The sequence below is a fragment of the Gordonia sp. PP30 genome, assembly GCF_023100845.1.
Lineage (GTDB): Bacteria > Actinomycetota > Actinomycetes > Mycobacteriales > Mycobacteriaceae > Gordonia.
Map to the genome: position 1 here is coordinate 3622917 of NZ_CP095864.1, position 23362 is coordinate 3646278.

General features: G+C 69.9%; 21 protein-coding genes. 10 read left to right on the forward strand and 11 right to left on the reverse strand.

The features are described 5' to 3' along the window. Window positions 1-71 precede the first annotated feature (71 nt). Window positions 72-2444: a serine/threonine-protein kinase gene (locus tag MYK68_RS16980; protein ID WP_247864928.1), complete on the forward strand. Its 2373-nt coding sequence runs from the start codon at window positions 72-74 to the stop codon at window positions 2442-2444. A gap of 305 nt (window positions 2445-2749) precedes the next feature. Here MYK68_RS16980 and MYK68_RS16985 read toward each other — a convergent pair whose 3' ends face one another. Beyond that, a complete protein-coding gene (locus MYK68_RS16985; protein WP_247864929.1) occupies window positions 2750-3835 on the reverse strand; it encodes a tellurite resistance/C4-dicarboxylate transporter family protein in 1086 nt (361 codons plus the stop codon). Window positions 3836-3910: 75 nt separating this feature from the next. Here MYK68_RS16985 and MYK68_RS16990 point away from each other — a divergent pair, with 75 nt between their 5' ends. The 6 genes from MYK68_RS16990 (at window position 3911) to MYK68_RS17015 (ending at window position 13046) form a co-directional block, all read left to right on the forward strand. After that, window positions 3911-7663 (forward strand): nitrate reductase subunit alpha, encoded by a 3753-nt coding sequence (locus tag MYK68_RS16990; protein ID WP_247864930.1) that lies wholly within the window; start codon window positions 3911-3913, stop codon window positions 7661-7663. Continuing rightward, entirely contained in the window at window positions 7663-9306 is a 1644-nt protein-coding gene (gene narH / locus MYK68_RS16995; RefSeq protein WP_247864931.1) for a nitrate reductase subunit beta, read from the forward strand. Before MYK68_RS16990 ends, narH begins: the two co-directional genes overlap by 1 nt. Window positions 9307-9638: 332 nt before the next feature. Further along, a complete protein-coding gene (gene narJ / locus MYK68_RS17000; RefSeq protein WP_247864932.1) occupies window positions 9639-10373 on the forward strand; it encodes a nitrate reductase molybdenum cofactor assembly chaperone in 735 nt (244 codons plus the stop codon). After that, window positions 10370-11131, forward strand: a complete 762-nt coding sequence (gene narI, locus MYK68_RS17005; protein WP_247864933.1) for a respiratory nitrate reductase subunit gamma — start codon at window positions 10370-10372, stop codon at window positions 11129-11131. Before narJ ends, narI begins: the two co-directional genes overlap by 4 nt. Continuing rightward, on the forward strand, window positions 11128-12366 hold the full coding sequence (locus tag MYK68_RS17010; RefSeq protein WP_247864934.1) for an MFS transporter: 1239 nt from the start codon (window positions 11128-11130) through the stop codon (window positions 12364-12366). The genes narI and MYK68_RS17010 overlap by 4 nt, the downstream gene beginning before the upstream one ends. A 353-nt stretch (window positions 12367-12719) precedes the next feature. After that, the gene (locus tag MYK68_RS17015; protein ID WP_247868089.1) at window positions 12720-13046 is read left to right on the forward strand and encodes a cupin domain-containing protein; all 327 of its coding nucleotides are present in this window, start codon (window positions 12720-12722) and stop codon (window positions 13044-13046) included. Between the two features lie 170 nt (window positions 13047-13216). On the opposite strand, the gene ppsA is transcribed toward MYK68_RS17015, so the two are convergent. After that, window positions 13217-15514 carry a phosphoenolpyruvate synthase gene (ppsA, locus tag MYK68_RS17020; protein WP_247864935.1) on the reverse strand — a complete coding sequence of 766 codons (2298 nt, stop codon included), beginning with the start codon at window positions 15512-15514 and terminating at the stop codon, window positions 13217-13219. Between the two features lie 266 nt (window positions 15515-15780). Between ppsA and MYK68_RS17025 the strand changes: the two genes are divergently transcribed. Beyond that, window positions 15781-16017 (forward strand): hypothetical protein, encoded by a 237-nt coding sequence (locus tag MYK68_RS17025; protein WP_247864936.1) that lies wholly within the window; start codon window positions 15781-15783, stop codon window positions 16015-16017. An 11-nt stretch (window positions 16018-16028) separates the two neighbouring features. After that, window positions 16029-16649 carry a hypothetical protein gene (locus tag MYK68_RS17030; protein ID WP_247864937.1) on the forward strand — a complete coding sequence of 207 codons (621 nt, stop codon included), beginning with the start codon at window positions 16029-16031 and terminating at the stop codon, window positions 16647-16649. 27 nt (window positions 16650-16676) lie between these two features. Here the strand turns inward: MYK68_RS17030 and MYK68_RS17035 are convergent, their stop codons facing one another. Beyond that, complete coding sequence (locus MYK68_RS17035; protein ID WP_247864938.1) at window positions 16677-16901, reverse strand: type IV toxin-antitoxin system AbiEi family antitoxin domain-containing protein; 225 nt, start codon at window positions 16899-16901, stop codon at window positions 16677-16679. 386 nt (window positions 16902-17287) lie between these two features. Between MYK68_RS17035 and MYK68_RS17040 the strand changes: the two genes are divergently transcribed. Continuing rightward, entirely contained in the window at window positions 17288-17809 is a 522-nt protein-coding gene (locus MYK68_RS17040) for a DUF4334 domain-containing protein (RefSeq protein ID WP_247864939.1), read from the forward strand. Between the two features lie 144 nt (window positions 17810-17953). Here MYK68_RS17040 and MYK68_RS17045 read toward each other — a convergent pair whose 3' ends face one another. From MYK68_RS17045 to MYK68_RS17080, 8 genes are all read right to left on the reverse strand, one after another. Further along, window positions 17954-18139: a type Z 30S ribosomal protein S14 gene (locus MYK68_RS17045; protein WP_247864940.1), complete on the reverse strand. Its 186-nt coding sequence runs from the start codon at window positions 18137-18139 to the stop codon at window positions 17954-17956. Between the two features lies 1 nt (window position 18140). Continuing rightward, the gene (gene rplE, locus MYK68_RS17050; RefSeq protein ID WP_247864941.1) at window positions 18141-18719 is read right to left on the reverse strand and encodes a 50S ribosomal protein L5; all 579 of its coding nucleotides are present in this window, start codon (window positions 18717-18719) and stop codon (window positions 18141-18143) included. A 2-nt stretch (window positions 18720-18721) separates the two neighbouring features. Beyond that, entirely contained in the window at window positions 18722-19039 is a 318-nt protein-coding gene (rplX, locus tag MYK68_RS17055; RefSeq protein WP_247864942.1) for a 50S ribosomal protein L24, read from the reverse strand. A gap of 2 nt (window positions 19040-19041) precedes the next feature. Continuing rightward, window positions 19042-19410 carry a 50S ribosomal protein L14 gene (gene rplN / locus MYK68_RS17060; RefSeq protein ID WP_247864943.1) on the reverse strand — a complete coding sequence of 123 codons (369 nt, stop codon included), beginning with the start codon at window positions 19408-19410 and terminating at the stop codon, window positions 19042-19044. A 288-nt stretch (window positions 19411-19698) separates the two neighbouring features. After that, complete coding sequence (locus MYK68_RS17065; protein WP_247868090.1) at window positions 19699-19980, reverse strand: response regulator transcription factor; 282 nt, start codon at window positions 19978-19980, stop codon at window positions 19699-19701. A gap of 383 nt (window positions 19981-20363) precedes the next feature. Next, window positions 20364-21437, reverse strand: coding sequence for a DUF8320 family protein (locus MYK68_RS17070; RefSeq protein ID WP_247864944.1), 1074 nt, complete (start codon window positions 21435-21437; stop codon window positions 20364-20366). Further along, entirely contained in the window at window positions 21434-22627 is a 1194-nt protein-coding gene (locus MYK68_RS17075; protein WP_247864945.1) for a sensor histidine kinase, read from the reverse strand. Before MYK68_RS17075 ends, MYK68_RS17070 begins: the two co-directional genes overlap by 4 nt. A 2-nt stretch (window positions 22628-22629) precedes the next feature. Then, the gene (locus MYK68_RS17080; RefSeq protein ID WP_502798258.1) at window positions 22630-23325 is read right to left on the reverse strand and encodes a response regulator transcription factor; all 696 of its coding nucleotides are present in this window, start codon (window positions 23323-23325) and stop codon (window positions 22630-22632) included. Window positions 23326-23362: the final 37 nt, after the last annotated feature.

Consider the following 23362-nt stretch of genomic DNA (forward strand, 5'->3'; position numbering starts at 1 on the left):
CGTCCCGCCACCACCGACCGCCCGGCGCCACCGTTACGCTGATCTGCGATCGGTCGAAACAGGGGTGGCACATGAGCACTTTGCAGCCGGGCGAGGTCTTCGCCGGATACACCGTCGAGCGCCTGCTCGGGGCGGGCGGCATGGGCGAGGTCTACGTGGCCCGCCATCCACGACTGCCCCGCAACGACGCCCTCAAAGTGCTCGCCGCTCAGCTCGCCCACGACGACCAGTTCCGCAGGCGCTTCGAGCGGGAAGCCGATGTGGTCGCCGGTTTCTCCCACCCCAACATCGTCAAGGTGCACGACCGCGGCGAGGCCGACGGCCGCCTCTGGATCGCTCTCGAACTGGTCGACGGCACCGACCTCACCGGTGTCATCGCGCGCGGCCCCGTCCCGGCCGCCGAGACCATCGCGATCGTCGCCGAGATCGCCGACGCGCTCGACGAGGCCGCCGACCACGGGCTGGTCCACCGCGACGTGAAGCCCGCCAACATCCTGCTCGACAAGCGCGGCCGCGCCCTGCTCACCGACTTCGGTATCGCGCACCTCGCCGCCGAGGCCGCCGAACTCACCGGCACCGGCATGACGATCGGCACCGTCACCTACGCCTCCCCCGAGCAGTTGCAATCGCTGCCGCTCGACGCCCGCGCCGACCAGTACTCGCTGGCCTGCACCGCGCACACCCTGCTCACCGGGGTCCCGCCGTTCGGCGGCGGCAACGCCGTGTCGATCATCATGGCGCACCTTCAGCAGCCGGTCCCGGCGGTCACCAGTAGGCGCGGCGACCTGAGTCCGGCGGTCGACGCCGTCTTCGCCCGCGCGCTGGCCAAGAATCCGGCCGAGCGCTTCCCGACCAGCCGCGCCTTCGCCGAGGCACTGGCCGCGGCTCTGGACGTCACCGTCGCCGCCCCCGCGCACGGCGGATCACCGGTCACCGAGCCCCGCCGCGACATATCACCCCCGACGGTCGCCGCGACCCCGCACACGGTCCCCGCGGCACCGCACCAGGTACCGCCCGGGCAGCACCCGCCGTTCGTGCCGGCCGGCGGCGGGTATCCGCCCTTCGCCCCGGCCTCCGGCGCCGGTCCGCAGATCCCCGGACGGGAGCCCCGCAAGCATCGGACCGCGCTGATCGTGGGCGCGGTGGTCGGTGTGCTGATCCTGGTCGGCGCGGTGATCGCGGTCGCGACCACGGTCGGCGGCCACGGTCACGGCGGAGGCGGCGGGGCGTCGTCGCCGGTGACCGTCGCCGCCGACGCGAAGAAGCTCAAGCGCGACCCGGTGACCCCGGACATGGCATCGCTGGCCACCGAGCCGAAGGAGGCACTGTGGATCTACAAGCCCTCGGCGAACGACTACTCCAGCCCGCAGGCGATCGGCGGCACCGAGACCACCGTGTACATGGCCGAGAGCGACGCCGACCGCACCACCATCGACCTGGTCGACGCCGCCACCGGCAAGCTGCAGCGCACCGTCCGGGTCACCGGCTTCGATGACCTCTACGGCTGCCGGAACCTCGCGACCGCGAACAAGATCATCTGCTCGACCGGTTCCTCCTCGGGCGGCTACGCGATCGTCGACCTCACCACCGGCGCGGCGACCACACTGCCCACGGGCAGCGGCACCCGGCTCACCGTCACCGGCGACACCGCGCTGATCAGCAGCGACTACTCGGTCGCCGCCTACGGTCTCACCGGCCGGAAACTCTGGTCGGCCGACGACAGCACCTCGTCCACCGACACCGTGCCGGACGGATCCCCGGTGGCCGCCGTCACCGACGGCGCCGTCTTCACGCTGCGGGACATCACGACCGGCAAGGTGCTCTTCACCCACAATGCCTCCAAGGCGATCAACCCCGAGCAGGACGTGCAGACCACCTGGATGCCGTTCCGCGGCGGCTTCGCGGTGGTGAACGACGCCGACCGCGTCGACCTCTACAACGCCGCGGGCACCAAGACCGCGACCGTCGACGACGGCTGGCTCCCCGTCGACTACGAACCCTCCGCCGCGGCCACTGGACTGCCCGTCCTCACCGATGACAAGAGCAACCAGACCGCGACCTTCGATCCGGCGACCGGAAGACCCGCGGTGACCGTCCGGCTGGAGTCGGACGCCAGTCGCATCCTGGCCGCCGTGGGCACCGCGGTGGCCGTGTCCTACACCTCGCCGACGGCCTCGGCGAGTTCGGGCTCCGGCTACGCCACGGCCTGGTTCGACGCCTACTCCGGTGGCGGCGGACAGGACATCACCGTGACACTGCCGAAGGTCCTGGGCACCGACGGCGAACGCCTGCTGGTCAGCAACGACTCCGGCTCGTCGGGCAGCTTCGGCGCCTACGGCCCGGGCCGCGGCTATGCCGCCGACTGGACCGTGTACCTGAAGAACTCGTACGGCCTCCTCGTCGCCGGCGGCAAGCTCTACGACCGCAACCGCCGCCTGCTCTGATCCCGGGCGCCGTCCCGCGCAGGTCTACAGCGCTTCGACGCGGGCTCAGAATCGACGGCGGCCCGCACGACGACGGCGTCTTAGCGGCTCACGCGTGCACATGGGGATCGTGCCCCGCTATCGTGCCGTTGTTCTGCCGCGCCACCCGGCGCTCCCCGGTCACCGCGCGCGACGCCCAGCCGCAGGAGTCCCGTCACCCGTGACCACCATCCGAACACCACCCCCGGACCTCCCGACCCGCCCCAGACACGAGCGAGAAACCCCGGGACAGGTGGTCACATGGCGGTCACCGACGACGGACCTGCTCACCCGTCACTCGGCTCGAGGCTCCGTCGTGTCTCAGCCGGGCGCCGCCCGGTCACGATCCGGGCCAGCGCGCCCACCAGGAGCGCGGCCACGCAGAGCCACACGGCCAGCGCCACCCACGACTCCCAGGTGCCGATCGTGTCGAGCCACGACGTGCCGCGGATGTACCCGAGTTGGCGCGTCGACTCGCCGTACATGCCGATCGGGAACACCATGGCCCAGAGCGCGGGCCGGTAGCCGCGGATCGCGCCGGTCCGCGAGTGCTGCCACAGCATGAGCGCGATGGTCGGGATCAGCATCCAGGTCACGAACGCCCACAGCGCCATCGCGATGCCGCCGACCACCGGGCGCGGCATCACGATCTGCTCCTCCGCGGTGCCCAGCACCTCCGCGGCGCCCAGAATCGAGATCGCCCCCGAGCCGAGAAAGACCCAGTAGGGCGCCACCTCGTCGTCTCGCCGCACACCGACCAGCAGCAGCCGCGCCGCGACGAGCGGTGCGATCACCGCCAGTTGCAGGATCCCCAGACCCCACGCGAGCACCGCCAGCGTGGCCCCGATGTCCGATCCGGCGGCCTTGGACCAGGCACCCAGCGAAACCGCGAGCGCCTGCGTGGAGACCACCACCAGGAACCAGGTGCCGTCGAACATCGACAACCCCGGCGCGCCGCGGCCGCCCCGGCGACGACTCGCCTGCCCCACCACCGTGCCGAGCACACCGTATTGCAGCGCCGCCCAGGTGATCGCCGAGACGACGATCACCACCAGTGTCAGGGTCGCAAGTCCCATCGCGGCGAACCGCGCGGCGAGCACCCCGCCGGCGGCGACGAACGCGAGTGTCCCGCACCGCCGGGACACCACCTGCTCGCCGAGTTCGCCGATGCCCGCTGCCGCCGCGCCGGCCACCACCCCGCTGACCAGCACCGCGTACCCGGCGATCGCGATCCACAGCACGATCAGCGACAGCAGTTCGGCGCCGGTGTTGTGCAGCGCGGTGGACACGATCCCCGTCGCCATCACGAACGTGAAGTGATCCAAGCGCAGACCCCGCCACGCCGTCACGAGACGACCGAGCGAACCGGACATGAACCACTCCGTTCAATCAGGGACTAAATACTTTAAATGAGCCGAAGTGCTCGGAATTACCTTACGGTTGACACCATGGTCGGCACACCGAGAACCCAGGGCGAAGCGGCGCAGGCACTCCTCGACATCGGCAAGTTTTTCACGAAGTGGGACGAGACGGACGATAAGCGCGCGGTCTTCCGCGAGGGCGGGCGCGCGGGCGATGTCTTCTACCGCGACCGCTGGAGTCACGACAAGATCGTCCGCTCCACGCACGGGGTGAACTGCACGGGGTCGTGCTCGTGGAAGGTGTACGTCAAGGACGGCATCATCACCTGGGAGACGCAGGAGACCGACTACCCGAGCGTCGGCCCGGACCGCCCCGAGTACGAGCCCCGCGGCTGCCCCCGCGGCGCGGCCTTCTCCTGGTACACCTACTCCCCGACGCGGGTGCGTCATCCATACGCGCGCGGCGTCCTCGTGGAGATGTACCGCCAGGCCAGGGCGAAAGGGCTCGACCCGGTCGAGGCCTGGGCCGACCTCACCGGCGACCCGCTGCGGCGCCGCGCCTACCAGCGCGCCCGCGGCAAGGGCGGCCTGATCCGGGTGACCTGGTCCGAGGCCGTCGAGATGGCGGCCGCGGCGCACGTGCACACCATCAAGACCTACGGCCCCGACCGCTGTGCGGGCTTCTCGCCCATCCCGGCCATGTCGATGGTCAGCCACTGCGTCGGCACCCGGTTCATCCAGCTGATCGGCGGCGTGATGACGTCGTTCTACGACTGGTACGCCGACCTGCCGGTGGCCAGCCCACAGGTCTTCGGCGACCAGACCGACGTCCCCGAATCCGGTGACTGGTGGGACGCAACCTACCTGATGATGTGGGGCTCCAACGTCCCGGTCACCCGCACCCCGGACGCGCACTGGATGGCCGAGGTCCGCTACCGCGGCACCAAGGTGGTCACCGTCTCGCCCGATTTCGCCGACAACACCAAGTTCGCCGACGAATGGCTGCCCGCGCAGGCCGGCACCGACGCCGCGCTCGCGATGTCCATGGGCCACGTGCTCCTGAAGGAGTACTTCGTCGACCGGCAGGTGCCGTTCTTCACCGAGTACGTCGGCAAGTTCACCGACCTGCCCTTCCTCATCGAGCTCGACGAGCAGGACCACGACGGCGCCCCCACACTGGTCCCCGGCAAGTTCCTCACCGCCGAGCAGCTCGGCGGCGAGGCGGCCGAGGACGCGTGGAAGCCGGTCTTCCTCGACGACGCCACCGGCGACGTCGTCGTCCCCAACGGCTCGATGGGCTTCCGCTACGCCGAGTCCGGCCAGGGGCGATGGAACCTCGACCTGGAGGGCGTCGTCCCGCGGCTGAGCCTGTACGACGACGCCGAGGCCACCCCGGAGACGATCAGCCTTCCCGCGTTCGACGCCCCCGACGGCAGCGGCACCGTGCTGACCCGCGGCGTGCCCGCACGCCGGATCGGCGACCGGCTGGTCACCACCGTGTACGACCTGATGCTCGCCCAGTACGGCGTGGGCCGCGACGGCCTGCCCGGCGACTGGGCGGCCGGGTACGACGACGCGTCCACGCCCTACACCCCGGCGTGGCAGGAGGAGATCACCTCGGTCCCCGCCGCGGCCGCGATCCGCGTCGCCCGCGAGTTCGCCACCAACGCCGAGGAGTCCGGCGGCCGTTCGATGATCATCATGGGCGCGGGCATCTGCCAGTGGTTCCACGGCGACGTCACCTACCGCGCGATCCTCGCGCTGCTCAATCTGACCGGCAGCATGGGCCGCAACGGCGGCGGCTGGGCGCACTACGTCGGGCAGGAGAAGTGCCGCCCGATCACCGGCTGGATCTCCCTGGCCAACGCCCTGGACTGGAGCCGGCCGCCGCGGACGCAGCCGGGGACGTCGTACTGGTACATGCACACCGATCAGTGGCGCAACGACGGCTACTCGACGACGGCGCTGGCGTCTCCGCTCAGCAAGGGCGTGCTGGATCATCCGCACACCGCCGACGCGATCGCCCAGTCCGCGCGGCTCGGCTGGATGCCGTTCTACCCGCAGTTCTCCACCAATCCGCTGCAGGTGGCCGACGCCGCGGCGGCGGCCGTGGAGGCCGGCGAGGCCGCCAGCCCCGGCGCGTATGTCGCGCAGAAACTGCACGACGGCGGACTGACCCCGGCGATCGACGACGTCGACGCGGAAGAGAACTGGCCCCGCACGCTGGTGCTGTGGCGCTCCAACCTGCTCGGTTCCAGCGCCAAGGGCGACGAGTACTTCCTCCGGCATCTGCTCGGCACCCAGCACAACGTGCTCGGCACCGAGCACCCGGACACCCCGCATCCGAATGAGGTCCGCTGGCGCGACGAGGCCCCCGAGGGCAAGCTCGACCTGCTGCTGTCGGCGGATTTCCGGATGACGTCGACCACGCTGATGAGCGACATCGTGCTCCCGGCCGCGACCTGGTACGAGAAGTACGACCTGAGCTCGACGGACATGCATCCGTTCGTGCACGCGTTCAGCCCGGCGATCGATCCGCCGTGGGAGGCCAAGAGCGACTTCGACCTGTTTCACGCGCTGGCCGCGGAGCTGTCGAAGCAGGCGCGCAAGCACCTGGGCACCGTGCGGGACATCGTCGCCACCCCCAACCAGCACGACACCCCGGGGGAGACCGCGAATCCGCACGGCATCGTCGACGACTGGCTCGGCGGCGACTCCCCGGGCGTGCCCGGGAAGAATCTGCCGCAGTACGTCGTCGTCGAACGCGACTACACGGCGATCGCCGACAAGCTCGCCTCGGTGGGTCCGCTCGCCGACAAGCTGGGGTTCACGGTCAAGAACGTCACCTTCGACATCGCCTCGCAGACCGGAAAGCTCGCCGCCAAGAACGGCGTGATGCTCGGCACCGGGAGCGCAGCGAGCGGGCCGAACGGATCCCGCGGCGGATCCGTCGTCGATGGGCGGCCGGCGATCGACACCGACGCCAAACTCGCCGAGGCCATCCTGATGTTCTCCGGCACCACCAACGGCGAACTGGCCGTCGACGGCTTCGAGAAGCTGGAGCGGACCACCGGCAAGACCTTCGTCGACCTCGCGGCGGGCTCGGAAGAGAAGCGGATCACCTTCGCCGACACACAGGACAGCCCGCAGCCGGTGATCACCTCGCCGGAGTGGTCGGGCAGTGAGACCGGCGGCCGGCGCTACGCCCCGTTCACCATGAACATCGAGCGGGAGAAGCCCTTCCACACCCTCACGGGGCGGATGCACTTCTACCTCGATCACGACTGGATGCTCGACATCGGCGAGGCGCTGCCGATCTACCGGCCGCCGCTGGACATGCACCGGCTGTTCGGCGAACCCAAGCTCGGCCCGACCGGCGAGATGGAGATCGCGGTCCGGTTCCTGACGCCGCACAACAAGTGGTCGATTCACTCCGAGTACCAGGACAACCTGTTCATGCTGTCGCTCTCGAGGGGTGGGCCGACGGCATGGCTGGCGCCGGAGGACGCCGCGGCGATCGGCGTCGTCGACAACGACTGGATCGAGTGCGTCAACGCCAACGGCGTATTCGTGGGCCGGGCGGTGGTCAGCCACCGCATCCCGGCGGGCGTCACCTACGTGCACCACGCGCAGGAGCGGACCATCGACGTGCCGAAGTCGGAGGCCACCGGCAGACGCGGCGGCATCCACAACTCGGTGACCCGCCTGCTGGTGAAGCCGTCGCACCTCATCGGCGGATACGCCCAGCTCTCCTACGCCTTCAACTATCTCGGCCCCACCGGCAATCAGCGGGACATCGTCTCGACTATCCGCAAGCGCAGCCAGGAGGTGACCTACTGATGCGAGTCATGGCCCAAGTCGCGATGGTGATGAACCTCGACAAGTGCATCGGATGTCATACGTGTTCGGTGACCTGCAAACAGGCGTGGACCAACCGCGCGGGCACCGAATACGTGTGGTTCAACAACGTGGAGACGCGGCCCGGCCAGGGCTATCCGCGCCGCTACGAGGATCAGGAGCAGTGGAAGGGCGGCTGGAAGCTCAACCGCCGCGGCCACCTGCGGCTGCGCACCGGCGGCCGCTTGCAGAAGCTGGCGACCATCTTCGCCAGCCCCGTCCAGCCCACCCTCGAGGACTACTACGAGCCCTGGACCTACGACTACGAGAACCTCATCTCCGCGCCGCTCGGCGACGACATCCCCGTCGCCCGGCCCAAGTCGCTGATCACCGGCGAGGACATGAAGATCACCTGGTCGGCCAACTGGGACGACGACCTCGGCGGTTCCGCGGCGACCGAGGAACTCGACCCGATCCTGCAGAAGCTCCGCCAGGAGGCCTCGGACAAGATCAAGTTCTCGTTCGAGCAGACCTTCATGTTCTATCTGCCACGGATCTGCGAGCACTGCCTCAACCCGTCGTGCATGGCGTCGTGCCCGTCCGGTGCGATCTACAAGCGCGAAGAGGACGGCATCGTGCTGGTCGACCAGGATCGCTGCCGCGGCTGGCGCCAGTGCATCACCGGCTGCCCGTACAAGAAGATCTACTACAACCACCGCACCGGCAAGGCCGAGAAGTGCACGTTCTGCTATCCGCGCATCGAGGTCGGGCAGCCCACCGTGTGCTCGGAGACCTGCGTGGGCCGCCTCCGCTACCTCGGGCTGTTCCTGTACGACGCCGACGCGGTGACCGCGGCCGCCTCGGTGCCCGAGGAGACGGACCTGTACGAGGCGCAGCTCGACCTGATGCTCGACCCGGCCGATCCCCGGGTGATCGCCGACGCTCGCCGGAGTGGGATCCCGGACGACTGGATCGACGCGGCCCGCCGTTCGCCGGTCTACGCGCTGGCGAAGAAGTACCGGGTGGCGCTGCCGCTGCACCCGGAATACCGCACCATGCCGATGGTCTGGTACGTGCCGCCGCTGTCGCCGATCGTCGACCTGCTCACCGGGCAGGGGCACGACGGCGAGAACCACGACAACCTGTTCGGTGCCATCGACACGCTCCGCATCCCGCTCGAGTATCTCGCCGAGTTGTTCTCCGCGGGCGACACCTCCGTCGTCGAGGGCGTCCTCAAGAAACTGGCCGCCATGCGCAGCTACATGCGCGACGTCGCCCTGGGCCGCGAACCCAACCCGCTGATCCCGGCGTCGGTCGGCATGGACGAGGAGTCCATGACGGCGATGTACCACCTGATGGCGATCGCCAAGTACGACGACCGCTACGTGATCCCCACCGCCCACAAGGAGGAGGGCCACCGGCTGGAGGAGATGGCCTGCTCGCTGGACTACGACGACGGCCCCGGCATGTACGAGTCCGGCCCCTTCGGTGAGGCGAGCGGTCGTGCGACGCCGGTCTCCATCGAGACCTTCCAGGCCCTGAAGCAGCGCCAGTCGAGCGACCACGCCGCCGACGACGCCACCCTCCGCCGCCGGGTCAACCTGCTCAACTGGGACGGCAACGGCTCCCCCCTCGGGAGGAAGTGATGCGCAACCCCCTCCGCCGCCCCACCAAGCCCGCCAAGTCCAGGCAGCCCGTGGAGTCAATGCGGCCGGTTGAGCTCGCCCACCAGCCCGTTGAGCCGATCGAGCCGCTAGGCGAGATCGTGTCGAAACGCCCCCGACAGCCCGCCGAGCCCACCAGGAAACCCGCCGAGTCCCGGAAACCCGCCGAGTCAAGGCAGCCCGTGGAGTCCAGGCAACCCGTGGAGTCAATACAGCCCGTTGAGCCGGGTGAGGCGCTAGCCGAACCCGTGTCGAAACGCCGTTCTCGACACCCGATCACCAGACGAAGGCCGGCCACCGACACCACCCACCGGGTGATCTACCAGGTCGCGTCGCTGACCCTCCAGTACCCCGACGACGAGCTGCTGTCCCAGACCCCTCTCCTCGCGGCCGCCCTTGCCGACCTCCCGGATTCCCCGTCCACCCGGGCGCTGGCGCGGTTCGTCGAGCACCTTTCGGCAAGCTCAAGGGGCGATACGACAAGTTCGAGGGACGACACGACAGGCTCAAGGGGCGACGCGGCGCCGACCCCGGACGACCTGCGGCGCGACTACGTCGACGTCTTCGACCTGTCCCGCCACCAGACCCTGTACCTCACCTACTGGTCCGACGGGGACACCCGGCGGCGCGGCAGCGCCCTGGCCGCGATCAAGCAGACCTACCGGGACTCGGGTTTCCTCGTCGACACCCACGGCGAACTGACCGACTACCTGCCGATGATTCTGGAGTTCGCCGCGCGGGCGGATCTGCCCGCCGGACGCGAACTGCTGATCGAGCACCGCGCGTCGCTCGAACTGATCCGGCTCGCCCTGCTCGAGAAGGGGTCGGCCTACGCCGGCGTCCTGCGCGCGATCTGCGACACCCTGCCGGGCGAGTCCCCGAAGGACAAGGCCACCGCGCTGTCGATGCGGCAGAGTTCGCCGGCCGTCGAACGTGTCGGCCTGGAGTCGGGCGATCCCCGGCTGCTCCCCCTGTTCACCGCCCAAGACATGGCGGCGATGACCCGCACATCGCCGCGTCCCGACGCACGTGTGGAGGCGAGACGATGAACGTCTTTCTCTGGGGAGTGATCCCCTACCTGGCACTGGTCGCCGTGATCGGCGGCACCGTCTGGCGCTACCGGTACGACAAGTTCGGCTGGACCACCCGGTCGTCCGAGCTCTACGAATCGCGGCTGCTCCGCATCGGGTCGCCGCTGTTCCACTACGGCATCCTGCTGGTCATCGTCGGCCATGTGATGGGTCTGCTGATCCCCGAGTCGTGGACCACCGCGCTCGGCGTCTCGGAGGACCTGTACCACATGGTCGCGGCCATCGGCGGCATCATCGCGCTGGTCGCCGCGCTGGCCGGGGTGGCGATCCTGATCTACCGGCGGCGCACCGTCGGACCGGTCTTCGCGGCCACCACCTGGAACGACAAGCTGATGTACCTGGTGCTGGTGTCGGCGATGCTGGCCGGCAGCTACATCACCCTCGTCGGCGCCGTCGACCCGCACGGGCCGGGGGTGAACTACCGGGAGACCGTCGCACCGTGGTTCCGGTCGATCTTCATCCTGCAGCCGGACATCCACGCCATGGAGGAGGCGCCGCTGCGCTTCCACATCCATGTGCTGCTCGGCATGCTGATGTTCATTCTGGTGCCGTTCACCCGGCTGGTGCACATCTTCACCGCACCGCTGCACTACTTCTTCCGGCCGTACATCGTGTACCGCAGCCGGGACACCAAGACCACCCGCGGCCCGCAGTCGGGTCCGCACCCCAGGTCCAAGGCCTGGGCTCCCATCGGCACCGAGGATCGAGAGTCATGACCGTCACCCCCGCTCCCGTCGACGCGCTGCCGCCCGGCGTCACGTCCGGCGCCCAGACCCGGAACCTGATCCTCGCCACCGCCGGTTTCGCGCTCACGTTCTGGGCGTGGAATCTGATCGCGCCGCTGGCCAAGTTCTACGAGAAGGAGATGGGCCTCGACCCGACGCAGAAGTCGGTGCTGATCGCCGTGCCGATCCTGGTCGGTTCGCTGGGGCGCATCGTGGTCGGCGTGCTGACGCCGCGCTTCGGCGGCCGGGTGATGTTCACCGGGCTGCTTCTGCTCTCCGCGCCGTTCGTGCTCCTGGTGGCCGTCGCCGGGCAGATGAAGAGCTTCCCGTTCATGGTCGTGATCGGCTTCTTCCTGGGTATCGCGGGCACCAGCTTCGCCGCCGGCATCCCGTTCGTGAACAACTGGTACCAGCCGAGCCGCCGCGGCTTCGCGACCGGCATCTTCGGGGCCGGTATGGGCGGCACCGCGCTGTCGGCGTTCTTCACCCCGCGGTTCCGGGAATGGTTCGGCTACTTCCCGACGCACATCATCATCGCGGTGGCGCTGGTCGTGATGGCGGTGATCACGTGGCTGATGATGCGCGATGCGCCCGCCTGGACCCCGAACACCGAGCCGGCCGTGCCGAAGCTGGTCAGCGCGCTGAAGCTGCCGATCACCTGGCAGATGGCGTTCCTGTACGCGGCGGCCTTCGGCGGTTTCGTCGCCTTCTCCACCTATCTGCCGACCTATCTGGCCGACGTGTACGACATCCAGGATCTCAAGTCGGCCGGCGCCCGGACCGCGGGCTTCGCCATCGCCGCGGTCATCGCCCGGCCGATCGGCGGCGCGCTGTCGGACAAGTTCGGTCCGCGCCTGATCACCGCGATCTCGTGCGGTGGCGCCGCGCTCCTGGCGGTCTGGATGATCTTCAAGCCGGAACTGGGCAACGGATTGGCCGCGGTCGATTTCATCCTGATGGCCGTGATGATGGGTATGGGCGCCGGGTCGGTGTTCGCCTGGGTCGCGCTGGCCAGCCCGCCGGCCCGCGTCGGCGCGGTGACCGGCCTGGTCGGCGCGGCCGGCGGTCTGGGCGGCTTCTTCCCGCCGCTGGTGATGGGTGCCACCTACGACGCCGCGACCCACAGCTACACCGTCGGGCTGATCCTGCTGGTGTGCTTCGCCGCCGTCGCCTGCCTGTTCACGATCTTCGGCATCCCGCGCCGAGAGGACGCGCCCGCCGGCTGAGCCCCTCGGCTCCGCTCAGAACCACCGGGCGACAAGGAACCCGTATCCGCCTGCCGGGCCGGGCGAGGAAGGAGCCCGCACCCGCCGGCTGAGCCAGTGACGAACGAGCCCACACCCGCCAGCCGATCCGGGCGACGAAGAAGCCCATACCCGCCGACTCAGCCGGGCAAGGAAGGAGCCCACCACCGACTCAGCCGGATGACAAGGAGCCCACACCCGGCAGCCGAGCCGGGCGACGAAGAAGCCCCTGCCCGTCGGCTGAGCCGGGCGACGAAGGAGCCCCTACCCGCCGGCTGAGCCGGGCGACGAAGGAGCCCGTGTCGAAGCCCCCCATTTCCGAGGAGACCACCGCTATGAGCGTCACCGACCTTCCCGCCCTCGCCGACGAACTTCTCGCCGCCGCGCACGACGCCCCCGCCCACCGCGCCTCCGCGACGGTCCGGGGCCACGGCGACCGGCTCCGCGAAACCGTGATCGCCCTGGTCGCGGGCCAGGCCCTGCACGACCACTCCAGCCCCGGCGAGGCCACCCTCCAGGTGCTCCGCGGCACGGTCCGGCTCACCGCCCCCGGTACCCCGGATCTCTCGCTCACCGAGGGCCAGCGGACCGACATCCCACCGGTCCGCCACGGCCTGGCCGCCGACACCGACGCCGTGGTCCTGCTGACGGTCGCCCTATAGCAGGAGCGCCGCGAACGGCGCTTCGACTCGTCGGGACCCGCGACAGTCGTCACGCCCACGCGACAGCGGTCGGCGACGCGACAACCGCGCGCGTCGCGTCGCCGACCGCTGTCGCGGGCAGCTCGCGGTTGTCGCGGACGCATACCGCTCGCGCCCACACGTCCCGCGGATCAGCCCCGCCGGGCCGCATCGAGCAGGATGGCCCGTTCGGCGACCGCCACGTTGTGGCGGGTCCGTTCGGCGACGTCCGGAGTGACCGACACCGACGTGATGCCCCGCCGGACCAGGTGCTCGGCCAGTTCGGGGTACAGCGATACCGCCTGACCGCACAGCGAGGTGGTCAGTCCGGCGGCGGACGCCTTCTCGATGATCGCGTCGATGGCGTCGAGCACGGCCGGATCCATGGTGTCGAAGAGTTCCTTGCAGACCTCGGAATCGCGGTCGACCCCGAGCATCAGCTGCGTGAGGTCGTTGCTGCCGATGGAGACGCCGTCGATGCCGAGCGCGGCGTACTCGTCCAGCCAGTAGACGACCGACGGCACCTCGGCCATGATCCATCGCTTCAGGCCGCGGTCCGCGCCGAGCGGGTGGTCGTTCAGGAGCGCGAGGCATTCGGCCAGCTCCCAGCGGGTCCGGACGAACGGGATCATCAGGTGCACGTTGGGGTGGGTACGCCGCACACGCTCGATCACGTCGAGGTCGAGCCGGAACAGTTCGGGCTCGCGGATGTACCGGTAGCAGCCGCGGTACCCGATCATCGGGTTGTCCTCGTCCGGTTCGGTGTCGCCGCCGTCGAGGGCGGCGAACTCGTTCGAGCGCAGGTCGATGGTCCGGTACACGACCGGCCGGCCGGCGAAGGCGGCGGCGATCCGCGACACCCCGTCGGCCATCGTCGCGACGTACTCCTCGCGGCGGCCCTGCGCCAGCAGCTTGGCCGGATGCAGACCGCCGAGCGCCTCGGTGATCATGAACTCCGCGCGCAGCAGGCCCACGCCGTCGGCGCCCGACGCCGCCACCTCTTCGGCGGCGTCGGGGGTCGCCAGATTCACATACACCCGCGTGGCGGTGACCTCCGGCGCCCGCGGGGAGGATTCGGGTGACGGCAACGGCCGTGTCTCGGCGGGCGCAGCGCCCGCCGAGACCGTGCCCGCGCTGCCGTCAACCGTCACGACGGCACCCTCGACGAGGGTGCCCGTGGCTCCGCGCGCCCCGACCACCACCGGTTTGCCGAGCTCGCGCCCGACGATCGCCGCGTGGCAGGTGATCCCGCCGCCGTCGGTGACGATCGCCGACGCGCGCCGCAGCACCGGCAGCCAGTCCGGACGAGTCATGGGGGCGACGAGGACGTCGCCGTCGTTCAGCTGAGCCGCCTCGGCGACCTCGCGCAGGATCCGCACGCGGCCGGACGCGATCCCCGGGCTGGCCCCGAGCCCGGTCACCAGCGCCTCCGCGGCCCGTCCCGCGCCGTCTCCGCCGCCCGAACCGTTCTCGCCACCCAGCGTGGTGATCGGCCGCGATTGCACGATGAACACCTCCTGCCCGCCGCCCGGCGCCGCGCACCACGCGAACTCCATGTCCTGCGGCGCGCCGTAGTGCTTCTCGGCGGCGACGGCGAGTCGTGCGAGGGCCAGCACCTGGGCGTCGTCGAGGACGCGCCGGCCACGGTCGGCGGCGTCGATCGCCTCGGGCACCTCGTCGGCGCTGTGCCCGGCGACGAACTGGAAGTCCTGCGCACCGAGGTGCACGTCGAGGATCTGCCGCGGCTCGGCCTTGCCGACGACGTAGGTGTCCGGTTCCACCTGGCCGCCGACCACCACCTCGCCGAGCCCGCGCGCGGCCTCGATCACGATCCGGTCGGTCTCGCCGGTGCGCGGGTCGACGGTGAACATCACCCCGGCGCTGAGCGAGTCGGCCATCAACTGCACCACCACCGCGACGGACGGCTCCTCGGTGACGCCCTGCACCCGGCGATAGGTCAACGCCCGCGCAGACCACAACGACTGCCAGCAGCGATTGATCGCGGCGAGCAGATTCCGCGTCCCCTCGACGTCGGTGAAGCTGTCGTGGATCCCGGCGAACGACGTGTCCGCGGCATCCTCGGCCGGCGCCGACGAGCGCACCGCGACCCGCCGATCGTCGCCGAGCCCGGCGTACGCCGCGACGATCTGCGCGGCGATCTCCTCGGGGATCTCGATGCGCGCCACCTCGCCGCGCAACTCGTCCGCGAGGGCCAGCAGCTCGGTCTCGCTCGCCCCGGCCGGCGGCAGCGCGTGCGCGGCGAGCCGGTCACGCAGCCCGGCCGCGTCGACGGCGGCGAGATACGCCTGCTTGGTGACGACGAAGCCGCCCGGCACCGGGAATCCGCCCCGGATCAGCTCCCCTAGATTCGCGCCCTTGCCGCCGACCGACGGCGCGTCCCCCAGCCCGAGTTCGCCGAGCGAACGGACCCAATTCTCAGCCACCGGCATACCTTCCCCTGGGAGCCGCGATGTGTGATCCACGTTACCGATCGACGCCCTCCGGGGCACGAGGCCAAAGTCCCGCACGGAACGACCCACGCCCCATGACGGTCGAGGCCTCGGCTCCGCTCGACCAACGTCTCCGTCGATGCCTAGACCCACGCGCGTCCGATGCGAGACGCGCTCGTGCAGTCGCCCGCGTAAGTGTCCCGGCCCGGCACGCCCCCGATCGGTACTCTGGACACCCCGACCCTCACCGGAATCAGGAGCACCCCATGGCCAAGAAGAAGTGGTGCGATCTGTCCACCGCCCAGCGGTCCGCGATAGTCGTCGGTGCGGCCGTCGACGCCGGTCTGCGTGTCTGGGCGCTCGGCGACCTGGCCGGGCGTGCCCCCAGCGAGGTCAACGGCCCGAAGTGGCTGTGGGCCACCGGGCTGTCCGTCGTCAACTCCGCCGGGGTCCTGCCGGCGGCGTACCTGCTCACCGGACGCGCCGAGCCCGACCGGGCCTGACCCCCACGACCATGCGCCGCCTCCTCGCCGCCGCCGCGTCCGCGCTGCCGCTGCTGGCCCTGACCGCGTGCGATCGCTCTCCACACGACGATGCCCACCCGGCCGCGTCGACCGTCGTCTCGGTGGTCACCGAGACCACCGGTGACGCCCCGTCACCGCAGGCCTCGGAGGTCCCCACCAGCACTTCCCGCGACCGGTCGGACGACGTCGCGACCCCGATCGACGCCGACGCCTACGCTCTCGCCGGCTATCACTACTTCACATCGCACTCGGGCCGATGGACCTGCGCCATCATGGTGGGCGAGCAAGACCTGCGCGTCGCCGGCTGCCACGGACCGCTCCCGGCCGATGCACCGCGCGTCCCGCAGGCCGGAGCGCCCGACCAGCTGGGTCCGCCCAACGCGATCGAGGTGGGCGCGAGCGGGCCGGGCGAGTTCACCCAGCACGGCGATCCGGCGTTCCTCCCCGGCGGCGGCACCCCGGGCGCCACCGGCAAGGTCCTCCCCTACGACCGTTCCCTGACCGTCGGCCCGTTCACCTGCATCCTCGGGCGGACCTCCGGGGTCACTTGCCGGAACAACGATTCCGGCCACGGCTTCACCGTCTCCGACACCATCTACCAGCTGTTCTGACCCGGCGGCGACCGCTCGCCGCCCCGGTCAGTGGTCGATCAGCCGACGTGAATCGGTCCGGCTCCACCACCGTCCGCAGCGGCCGTCGCGGACCGCGGCCACCGCGGCCGGGTCGTGCGCTTCCGCGCGCAGGTACCAGCCGCGCCGCAGCCGGACCAGCACGCCGTCGTTCAGATACCGGTGCAGTTCCTCCTTGCTCACCCCCAATCGCGTCAGATCGTGCCTGCTGAACACCCCGTTCTCGATACCCATGAGACTTAGACGCACGCCGCCCCGATCCGGTTCCACGACGCGCCCAGTAGGCTCGACTTCGGCCAGACCGCGACAGAGGGAGATGCCCATGAGCAACAAGAACGAGCACGAGCAGAAGATCGAGGAAGAGGAGCGGGCCCGCCAGGCCGAGCGCGACCGCCTCGCGCGCGAAGAGCAGGAACGCCTGAAGTAGGCACCCCGCGAGGCACGACGGCCCCCGCCTCCCGCCCGGGAGACGGGGGCCGTCGCTTTCCACGCGGTTCGAGCGACCGCCGGCACAGGGGTTGCCCCGTCCGGCGGAATACCGTAGCGTCTCGCCCCACTGGAACATAACTGACGTTATGTTCCCTTCGGGTCCGCCGACCACCGACGATGAGGTACCCATCATGACGACCGCCGACGACCTCCGACGTGGAGTGAGTCCCCTCGCCGCACAAGAGCTCTTCGACTCGCTGCCGCCGGTCGGCGTCGACGAGATGCTGGGACGCTGGCGCGGATCCGTGGCCCCCAGCGGACACCCGATGGACGGGCTGCTCGCGACGGCGGGGTGGTACGGCAAGGAGTTCATCGACGCCGAGACCGTGCATCCGCTGCTGTTCGGCGCGCCCGGCCGCCTGTACGCGGTGAACCCGAGACTGATCCCCCTGCGTTCGATATACCGGGTCGCCGACAGGCTGCCGAACACGCTGCCACCGGGCAGCAAGACCGCGTTCCGCGCGCTGCGCACGACAGCACCGCGGGCGCGGCTGCGGACCGTCGACTACGGCGGCATCGCGAGCGCGGCGATGGTGTACGACGATCTGCCGATCATCGACCACTTCCGCCGCCTCGACCGGAACACCCTCTTCGGTCTGATGGATCGGCGCGGCGACGAGCAGACCTGCTACTTCCTCCTCGAGCGGGACTGACCACCCGCACCGCCGGCATGACACCCGCCGAGCGAGTTCGCGACCACCGCACGGCCCGGCGCACCGCGAACGCACGACGGCCCCGTCTCCCTCATGGGAAGACGGGGCCGTCGTCAAGCAGCAGCTAGTGCCGCCGGTGAGAGATCACCAGCTCGACTTCTGCACGCCCGGCAGCTCGCCGGCGTGCGCCATCTCGCGCAGGCAGATCCGGCACAGGCCGAACTTGCGGTACACCGAGTGCGGGCGACCGCACTTGTTGCAGCGCGTGTACGCACGCACCGCGAACTTCGGCTTCTTGGCGGCCTTGATCTTCAGAGCCTTCTTAGCCATGTCAGTTGTCCTTCGCGTTCGAGTCCTTGAACGGGAAACCCAGGGCGCGAAGCAGCGCGCGGCCTTCCTCGTCGTTGGTGGCCGAGGTGACGACGGTGATGTCCATGCCGCGGGGACGGTCGATCGAATCGATATCGATCTCGTGGAACATCGACTGCTCGTTCAGGCCGAAGGTGTAGTTCCCGTTACCGTCGAACTGGCGATCGCTCAGGCCACGGAAGTCACGGATACGCGGGAGCGCGATCGACACCAGGCGATCCAGGAACTCCCACATGCGGTCGCCGCGCAGGGTGGCGCGGGCACCGATCGGCATGCCCTCGCGCAGCTTGAACTGCGCGATGGACTTGCGGGCGCGGCGGATCTCCGGCTGCTGGCCGGTGATCAGGGCCAGGTCGGCCACGGCGCCGTTGATCAGCTTGGCGTCGCGGGCGGCGTCGCCGACGCCCATGTTGACGACGACCTTCACGACACCCGGGATCTGCATCACGTTGTCGTAGTTGAATTCGCTGTTCAGCTTGTCCTTGATCTCGCTGCGGTAGCGAGTCTTCAGGCGGGGCTGAACCTTCTCAGAGGTGGTCATGTTCAGATGTCCTTCCCGGTCTTGCGGGAGATGCGGACCTTCTTGCCGGTCTCCTCATCGATCCGGTAACCGATGCGGGTCGGGTTACCCTCGGAGTCCACGACCATCACGTTCGAGACGTGAATGGGGGCCTCCTGGGTCACGATTCCGCCGGACTCGGCGCCGCGCTCGTTGGCCGACTGCGCGGTGTGCTTCTTGATGCGGTTGACGCCCTCGACGAGGACGCGCTCGCGCTTCGGGTAGGCCTCGATGACCTTGCCCTTGGCGCCCTTGTCCTTACCCGCGATAACGATCACGGTGTCACCCTTGTGCACCTTCATTGTCAGATCACCTCCGGTGCGAGCGACACGATCTTCATGAAGCGCTTGTCGCGCAGCTCGCGGCTCACCGGGCCGAAGATACGGGTGCCGCGGGGCTCGGTCTCGTTCTTGAGGATGACGGCCGCGTTCTCGTCGAACTTGATGTACGAGCCGTCCGGGCGACGGCGCTCCTTGACGGTGCGCACGATGACGGCCTTGACGACCTCACCCTTCTTCACGTTGCCGCCGGGGACGGCATCCTTGACGGTGGCGACGATCACGTCACCCACGCCGGCGTATCGCCGCGAGGAACCGCCGAGCACGCGGATGCAAAGGATCTCCTTGGCACCGGTGTTATCGGCGACCCGCAGGCGCGATTCCTGCTGAATCACTGCTTGGTCTCCTTGACCTGGACTTTTCTGCACGCCGGATTTCCGACCCGACGCACACGGTCTGTCGCCATCGAAACACGCGCCTGCCTGGCATTTTCCGCCGTGAAGCGAGAAGATCCCAGTGGGTTCGCGAGCCGATTCGCGGTGCACGCACCGCAGGCAACCTGCTCAGTCTACGTATTCACGCAGGTGAGATACAAATCGGGCGACGACGCCCCGCCCGAGGACGGGGCTTCGACACGAGCATCGTCACTTCGTTCCTCCGCCCGGCTCAGCCGACGAAGCAGCTCACCACTCGACGAGCATGGTGTACCCGTCCTGGAGCGCGCGAGCCAGCAGGTGCGCCTTGGTCGGCGCGGGGCGGCCGAGGCTGACGTACTTGGCACGGATACGCGAGATGTGCGTGCTGACGGTCGACGCGGAAATGAACAGCTGGTCGGCCGCCTCTTCTTTCGAGTCGGCCGCGAGCCACGCGAGGAGCACCTCGATCTCCCGGTCGGACAGCGCGGGGCGCCGCACCTCCGGCACCGGGCCGGGTGCACCGGCCGCCTGCGCGCTCACGACCCGCAGGACGCCGGTCCGCGGCCCACGGATCGGCGCTTCCTCATAGTCCCGTGCGATCTCGGCTGCCGTCACAGTCACGTGCGTTCCCTCCCCTGATTCCCCGGGCCCGAAAGCAGGCCGGGCGCCGTCGCGGAGGAGCTGCCCTCCACGGGCGCCGCACAGGGTATTCACAGGTTAGGAACGGGCGTGTACCGGTGAAAGACCCCAAAAAGGGGACAGAAACGGCAACTTGCCTCAACCAAACCCAATCGACCAGTCAGTTACGAGCGTTACATCGCCAGCGTCGCCGCTGGTCAGCGAAGCGCGCCCGACGCCGCGACGCACACCGCGCTGGGCAAACTCGATCATTCATTCGACCACTCGCGGACAAGAGTCACCAAAGATGCCCGTCAGAAGTCTCCGGTCCCGGGACCTTCGACCCGGTTTCCGGCGGCGTCGAACGCCCAGCGCCGCATCTCACCGCCGCGCACTACGGTGACGGTCGCGAGCCGTTCCCGGCGCTCGGGAAGGAGCCGGATGGTCACGACGCAGTCGTGATCCACGTCCGCGAGTACGGCCCCGGCAACCTCGCACACCGCGGCCAGCCGCTCCGGCTCGACGTCGTCGTCGGCGCGTCCGGTGCGGTCGTCGAGCAGGACCACCTTGGCGCCGCGGGCCCGCGCTCCCCAAGCCGCCGCGGCGAGGTCCACACGGTCGAGCCCGGGTGCTCGGATCCGGTCGCGAAGCGCGGCCTCGAGCAGTTGCGCCTCGTCCACCAGGCAATCGTCGATCTCTGCCCCGGAAGCGATCAGTTCGAGCATCGGGCGCACCCGCTGATCGAGGTACGCCATCTGCTGGTCGCGCACCGCGCGCGCCGCCCGGGAGCCGGCCGCGGCGGCCGAGCGCTGCTCGGCCCGCAGCTGCAGCGCGTAGATCTGGCGGGCCCGGGGCCGCACGATCATCGCGAACAGGGTCGCCATCACCAGCACCGCGATGTTGGGCAGCAGAATGCTGAGGAAGTCGTCGTCCGGCCTGCGCCAGCGCAGGCAGATCAGCGAGATCAGCACCGTGAGCAGCAGCCCACCCCACGCCGCGGTCACCCGGCCGCGCACGCAGACGAACGCGAAAATCGTCACGATGACGCCGGACACCGTATTCTCGGCCAGCTGAGCGTCACGCGCGGTCGCGGCCAGCGCGCACACCACGGACAGCACCGGAAGCCCGATGATCACCGCCGTGGCCCGCCCCTCCACCGGGTCGCCACCGGCTTCGAGTAACACCACCACCGCGACCGCGTTCAGGACGAAAGCGATCAAGTAGAGCCAAGGCCTCGCCACCCCGCCGGCGGCCAGGCCGAGCGCGGCCGCCGCGCAGATCAGCATCGCCGCCAGGGTGTAGACCTGCACGCGGCGCAGCCCCATGATCCTGGTCGCATCGGCGTGCCAGGGGCGCATCCAGAACCGCCACCACGCGACGTCCGTCATCGGGCGCCGTCCCAGCGCAGCACCACGGTGGTCCCCTCGCCCGGGGCGCTGCGCACGGTCGCGCTGCCACCGGGCAGTTCGTCCATCCGCGCACGGATGCTCACCGCCATGCCCAGGCGTTCCGGCGGCACGCGGGCGACGTCGAAACCGCAGCCGTTGTCGCCGACTGTCACGATCAGCGACGCTTCGCCCGTCTCGACCAGCAGCGCACGCTGGGCGTGCGGGCCGGCGTGCAGCACCGCGTTCCGCAGCGCCTCGCCCATCGCCTCGGCCATCGCCCGCACCACGGCGTCCGGATACCGCGGCACCGACGGATCGAGCGCATCGTCGGGATGCCCGACCGGAATGTCGGGGTCGATCGCGGTGGCGAAGGTGCGCAGCCGAGCGAGGGTCCCGACGACGCTGACGTCCGGCGCGTTCGGATCCGGTCCCTCCGCCAGGCGACTCAGCTCGTCGAGCGCTCCCCGCGCCTGTTCCGGCAGCCGCGCATCGGCGGCATGGCGGCGGGTGGCGACGAGGGTGGCGATCACCCGGTCGTGGATGAGGGCGTCGAAACGGGCGCGCTCGGCATCGTGGGCGGCGGACGACGCCGACGCGGCCGCCGCCTCGATCGCGTCGGCGCGGGTGGCGTCGAGCACCCGTCCGGTCCGGACCAGCAACCGCACGGCGATCATGAACGGCAGGGTGAAGACGATGCTCCACAGGGTTTCGTAGACGAACTGGTGCGTCGCACCGCCGGACCGCCCGGCCGCGTTGATGGCCGCGGCCAGCACCGACGTCAGTACCAGGACGACGATGCCCAGGCGCAGCCGGAACATCGAGACCGCCAGCGCGGGCAGGCCGGCGAAGGTCATCAGCCAGGTGACGTCGCCGTCGGCCACCCGTGCACCGGTCCAGGCGGGGAACCACAGCCCGCCGGCGAACAGGAAGCCGGCCGCGGAGGCGAAGACCAGCGGGGCGATGTAGCGATCACCGCGGCGAACGAAGGTGACGCCGAGCAGCAGGACACCCGGCCCGAGGGACAGAAGCACCGCCACCGGCGTGAACCAGCCCGCCACCATTCCCGGCGGACGCCCGAAGTCGGGGATCGAGATCAGCAGGTACGCGACGAATCCCCCGCCGAGAAAGCGAGCCATCGCCGTGACGATCCGGGTGCGCTCCCGGCTGGCGTCCGGCGTGGCAGCGGTCATGCTTACTCAGGGCGCGAGCGCTGCGGCATCGGGAGCCAGCCGTCCTCGACGGCCCGCTTGAACAGATCGAGCTTGGTGCGGGTGGGCCGGCCGGCATCGGCGTACTTCTGCCGGATCCGCTTGAGGTACTCGTTGACCGTGTCCGGCGAGACCCCGAGCTCCTGGCCGACGCTGATCGACGTCCCGCCCGACGCGTACAACGTCAGCACGCGCTGGAGCTGGGGACTCAGCTCGACGGCGTCGAGATTCGGATCGCCGTCGATCGCGGCCGCCCACTCGGTGGTCAGCACCTCCTCGCCGCGGCTGCCCGCCCGGATGGCGTCGATGATCTCGCCCTCGGTCGCCGACTTCAGGACTACGCCGAGGGTGCCCGCGCGGGCCGCGGAGCGCAGCAGATCCGGATGCTCGCCGGAGGTGTAGACGACGGTGCCGATGCCGTGCTCGGTGAGTCGTTCGACGTTCTCGCGCGGGGTGGTGCCGTCGCCGAGGCGCAGATCCAGGATCACCACGTCGAGATCGGTGGTCTGATCGAGGAGTTCGCCGACCGTCGCCGCGGACGCGACCAGGGACAGATCCGGCTGCTGTTCGAAGATCCGCTCGATCCCCCAGACCGGCGCGCGATGGTCGTCGACCATACCGACCCGCACGATCGTTCGGGCCCCACCCGACGGCCCCTGACCTGGATTCGTCACACCCATCACGCTCCTCCCGAGCTGCGGCGTCCCCGGCTTCTCC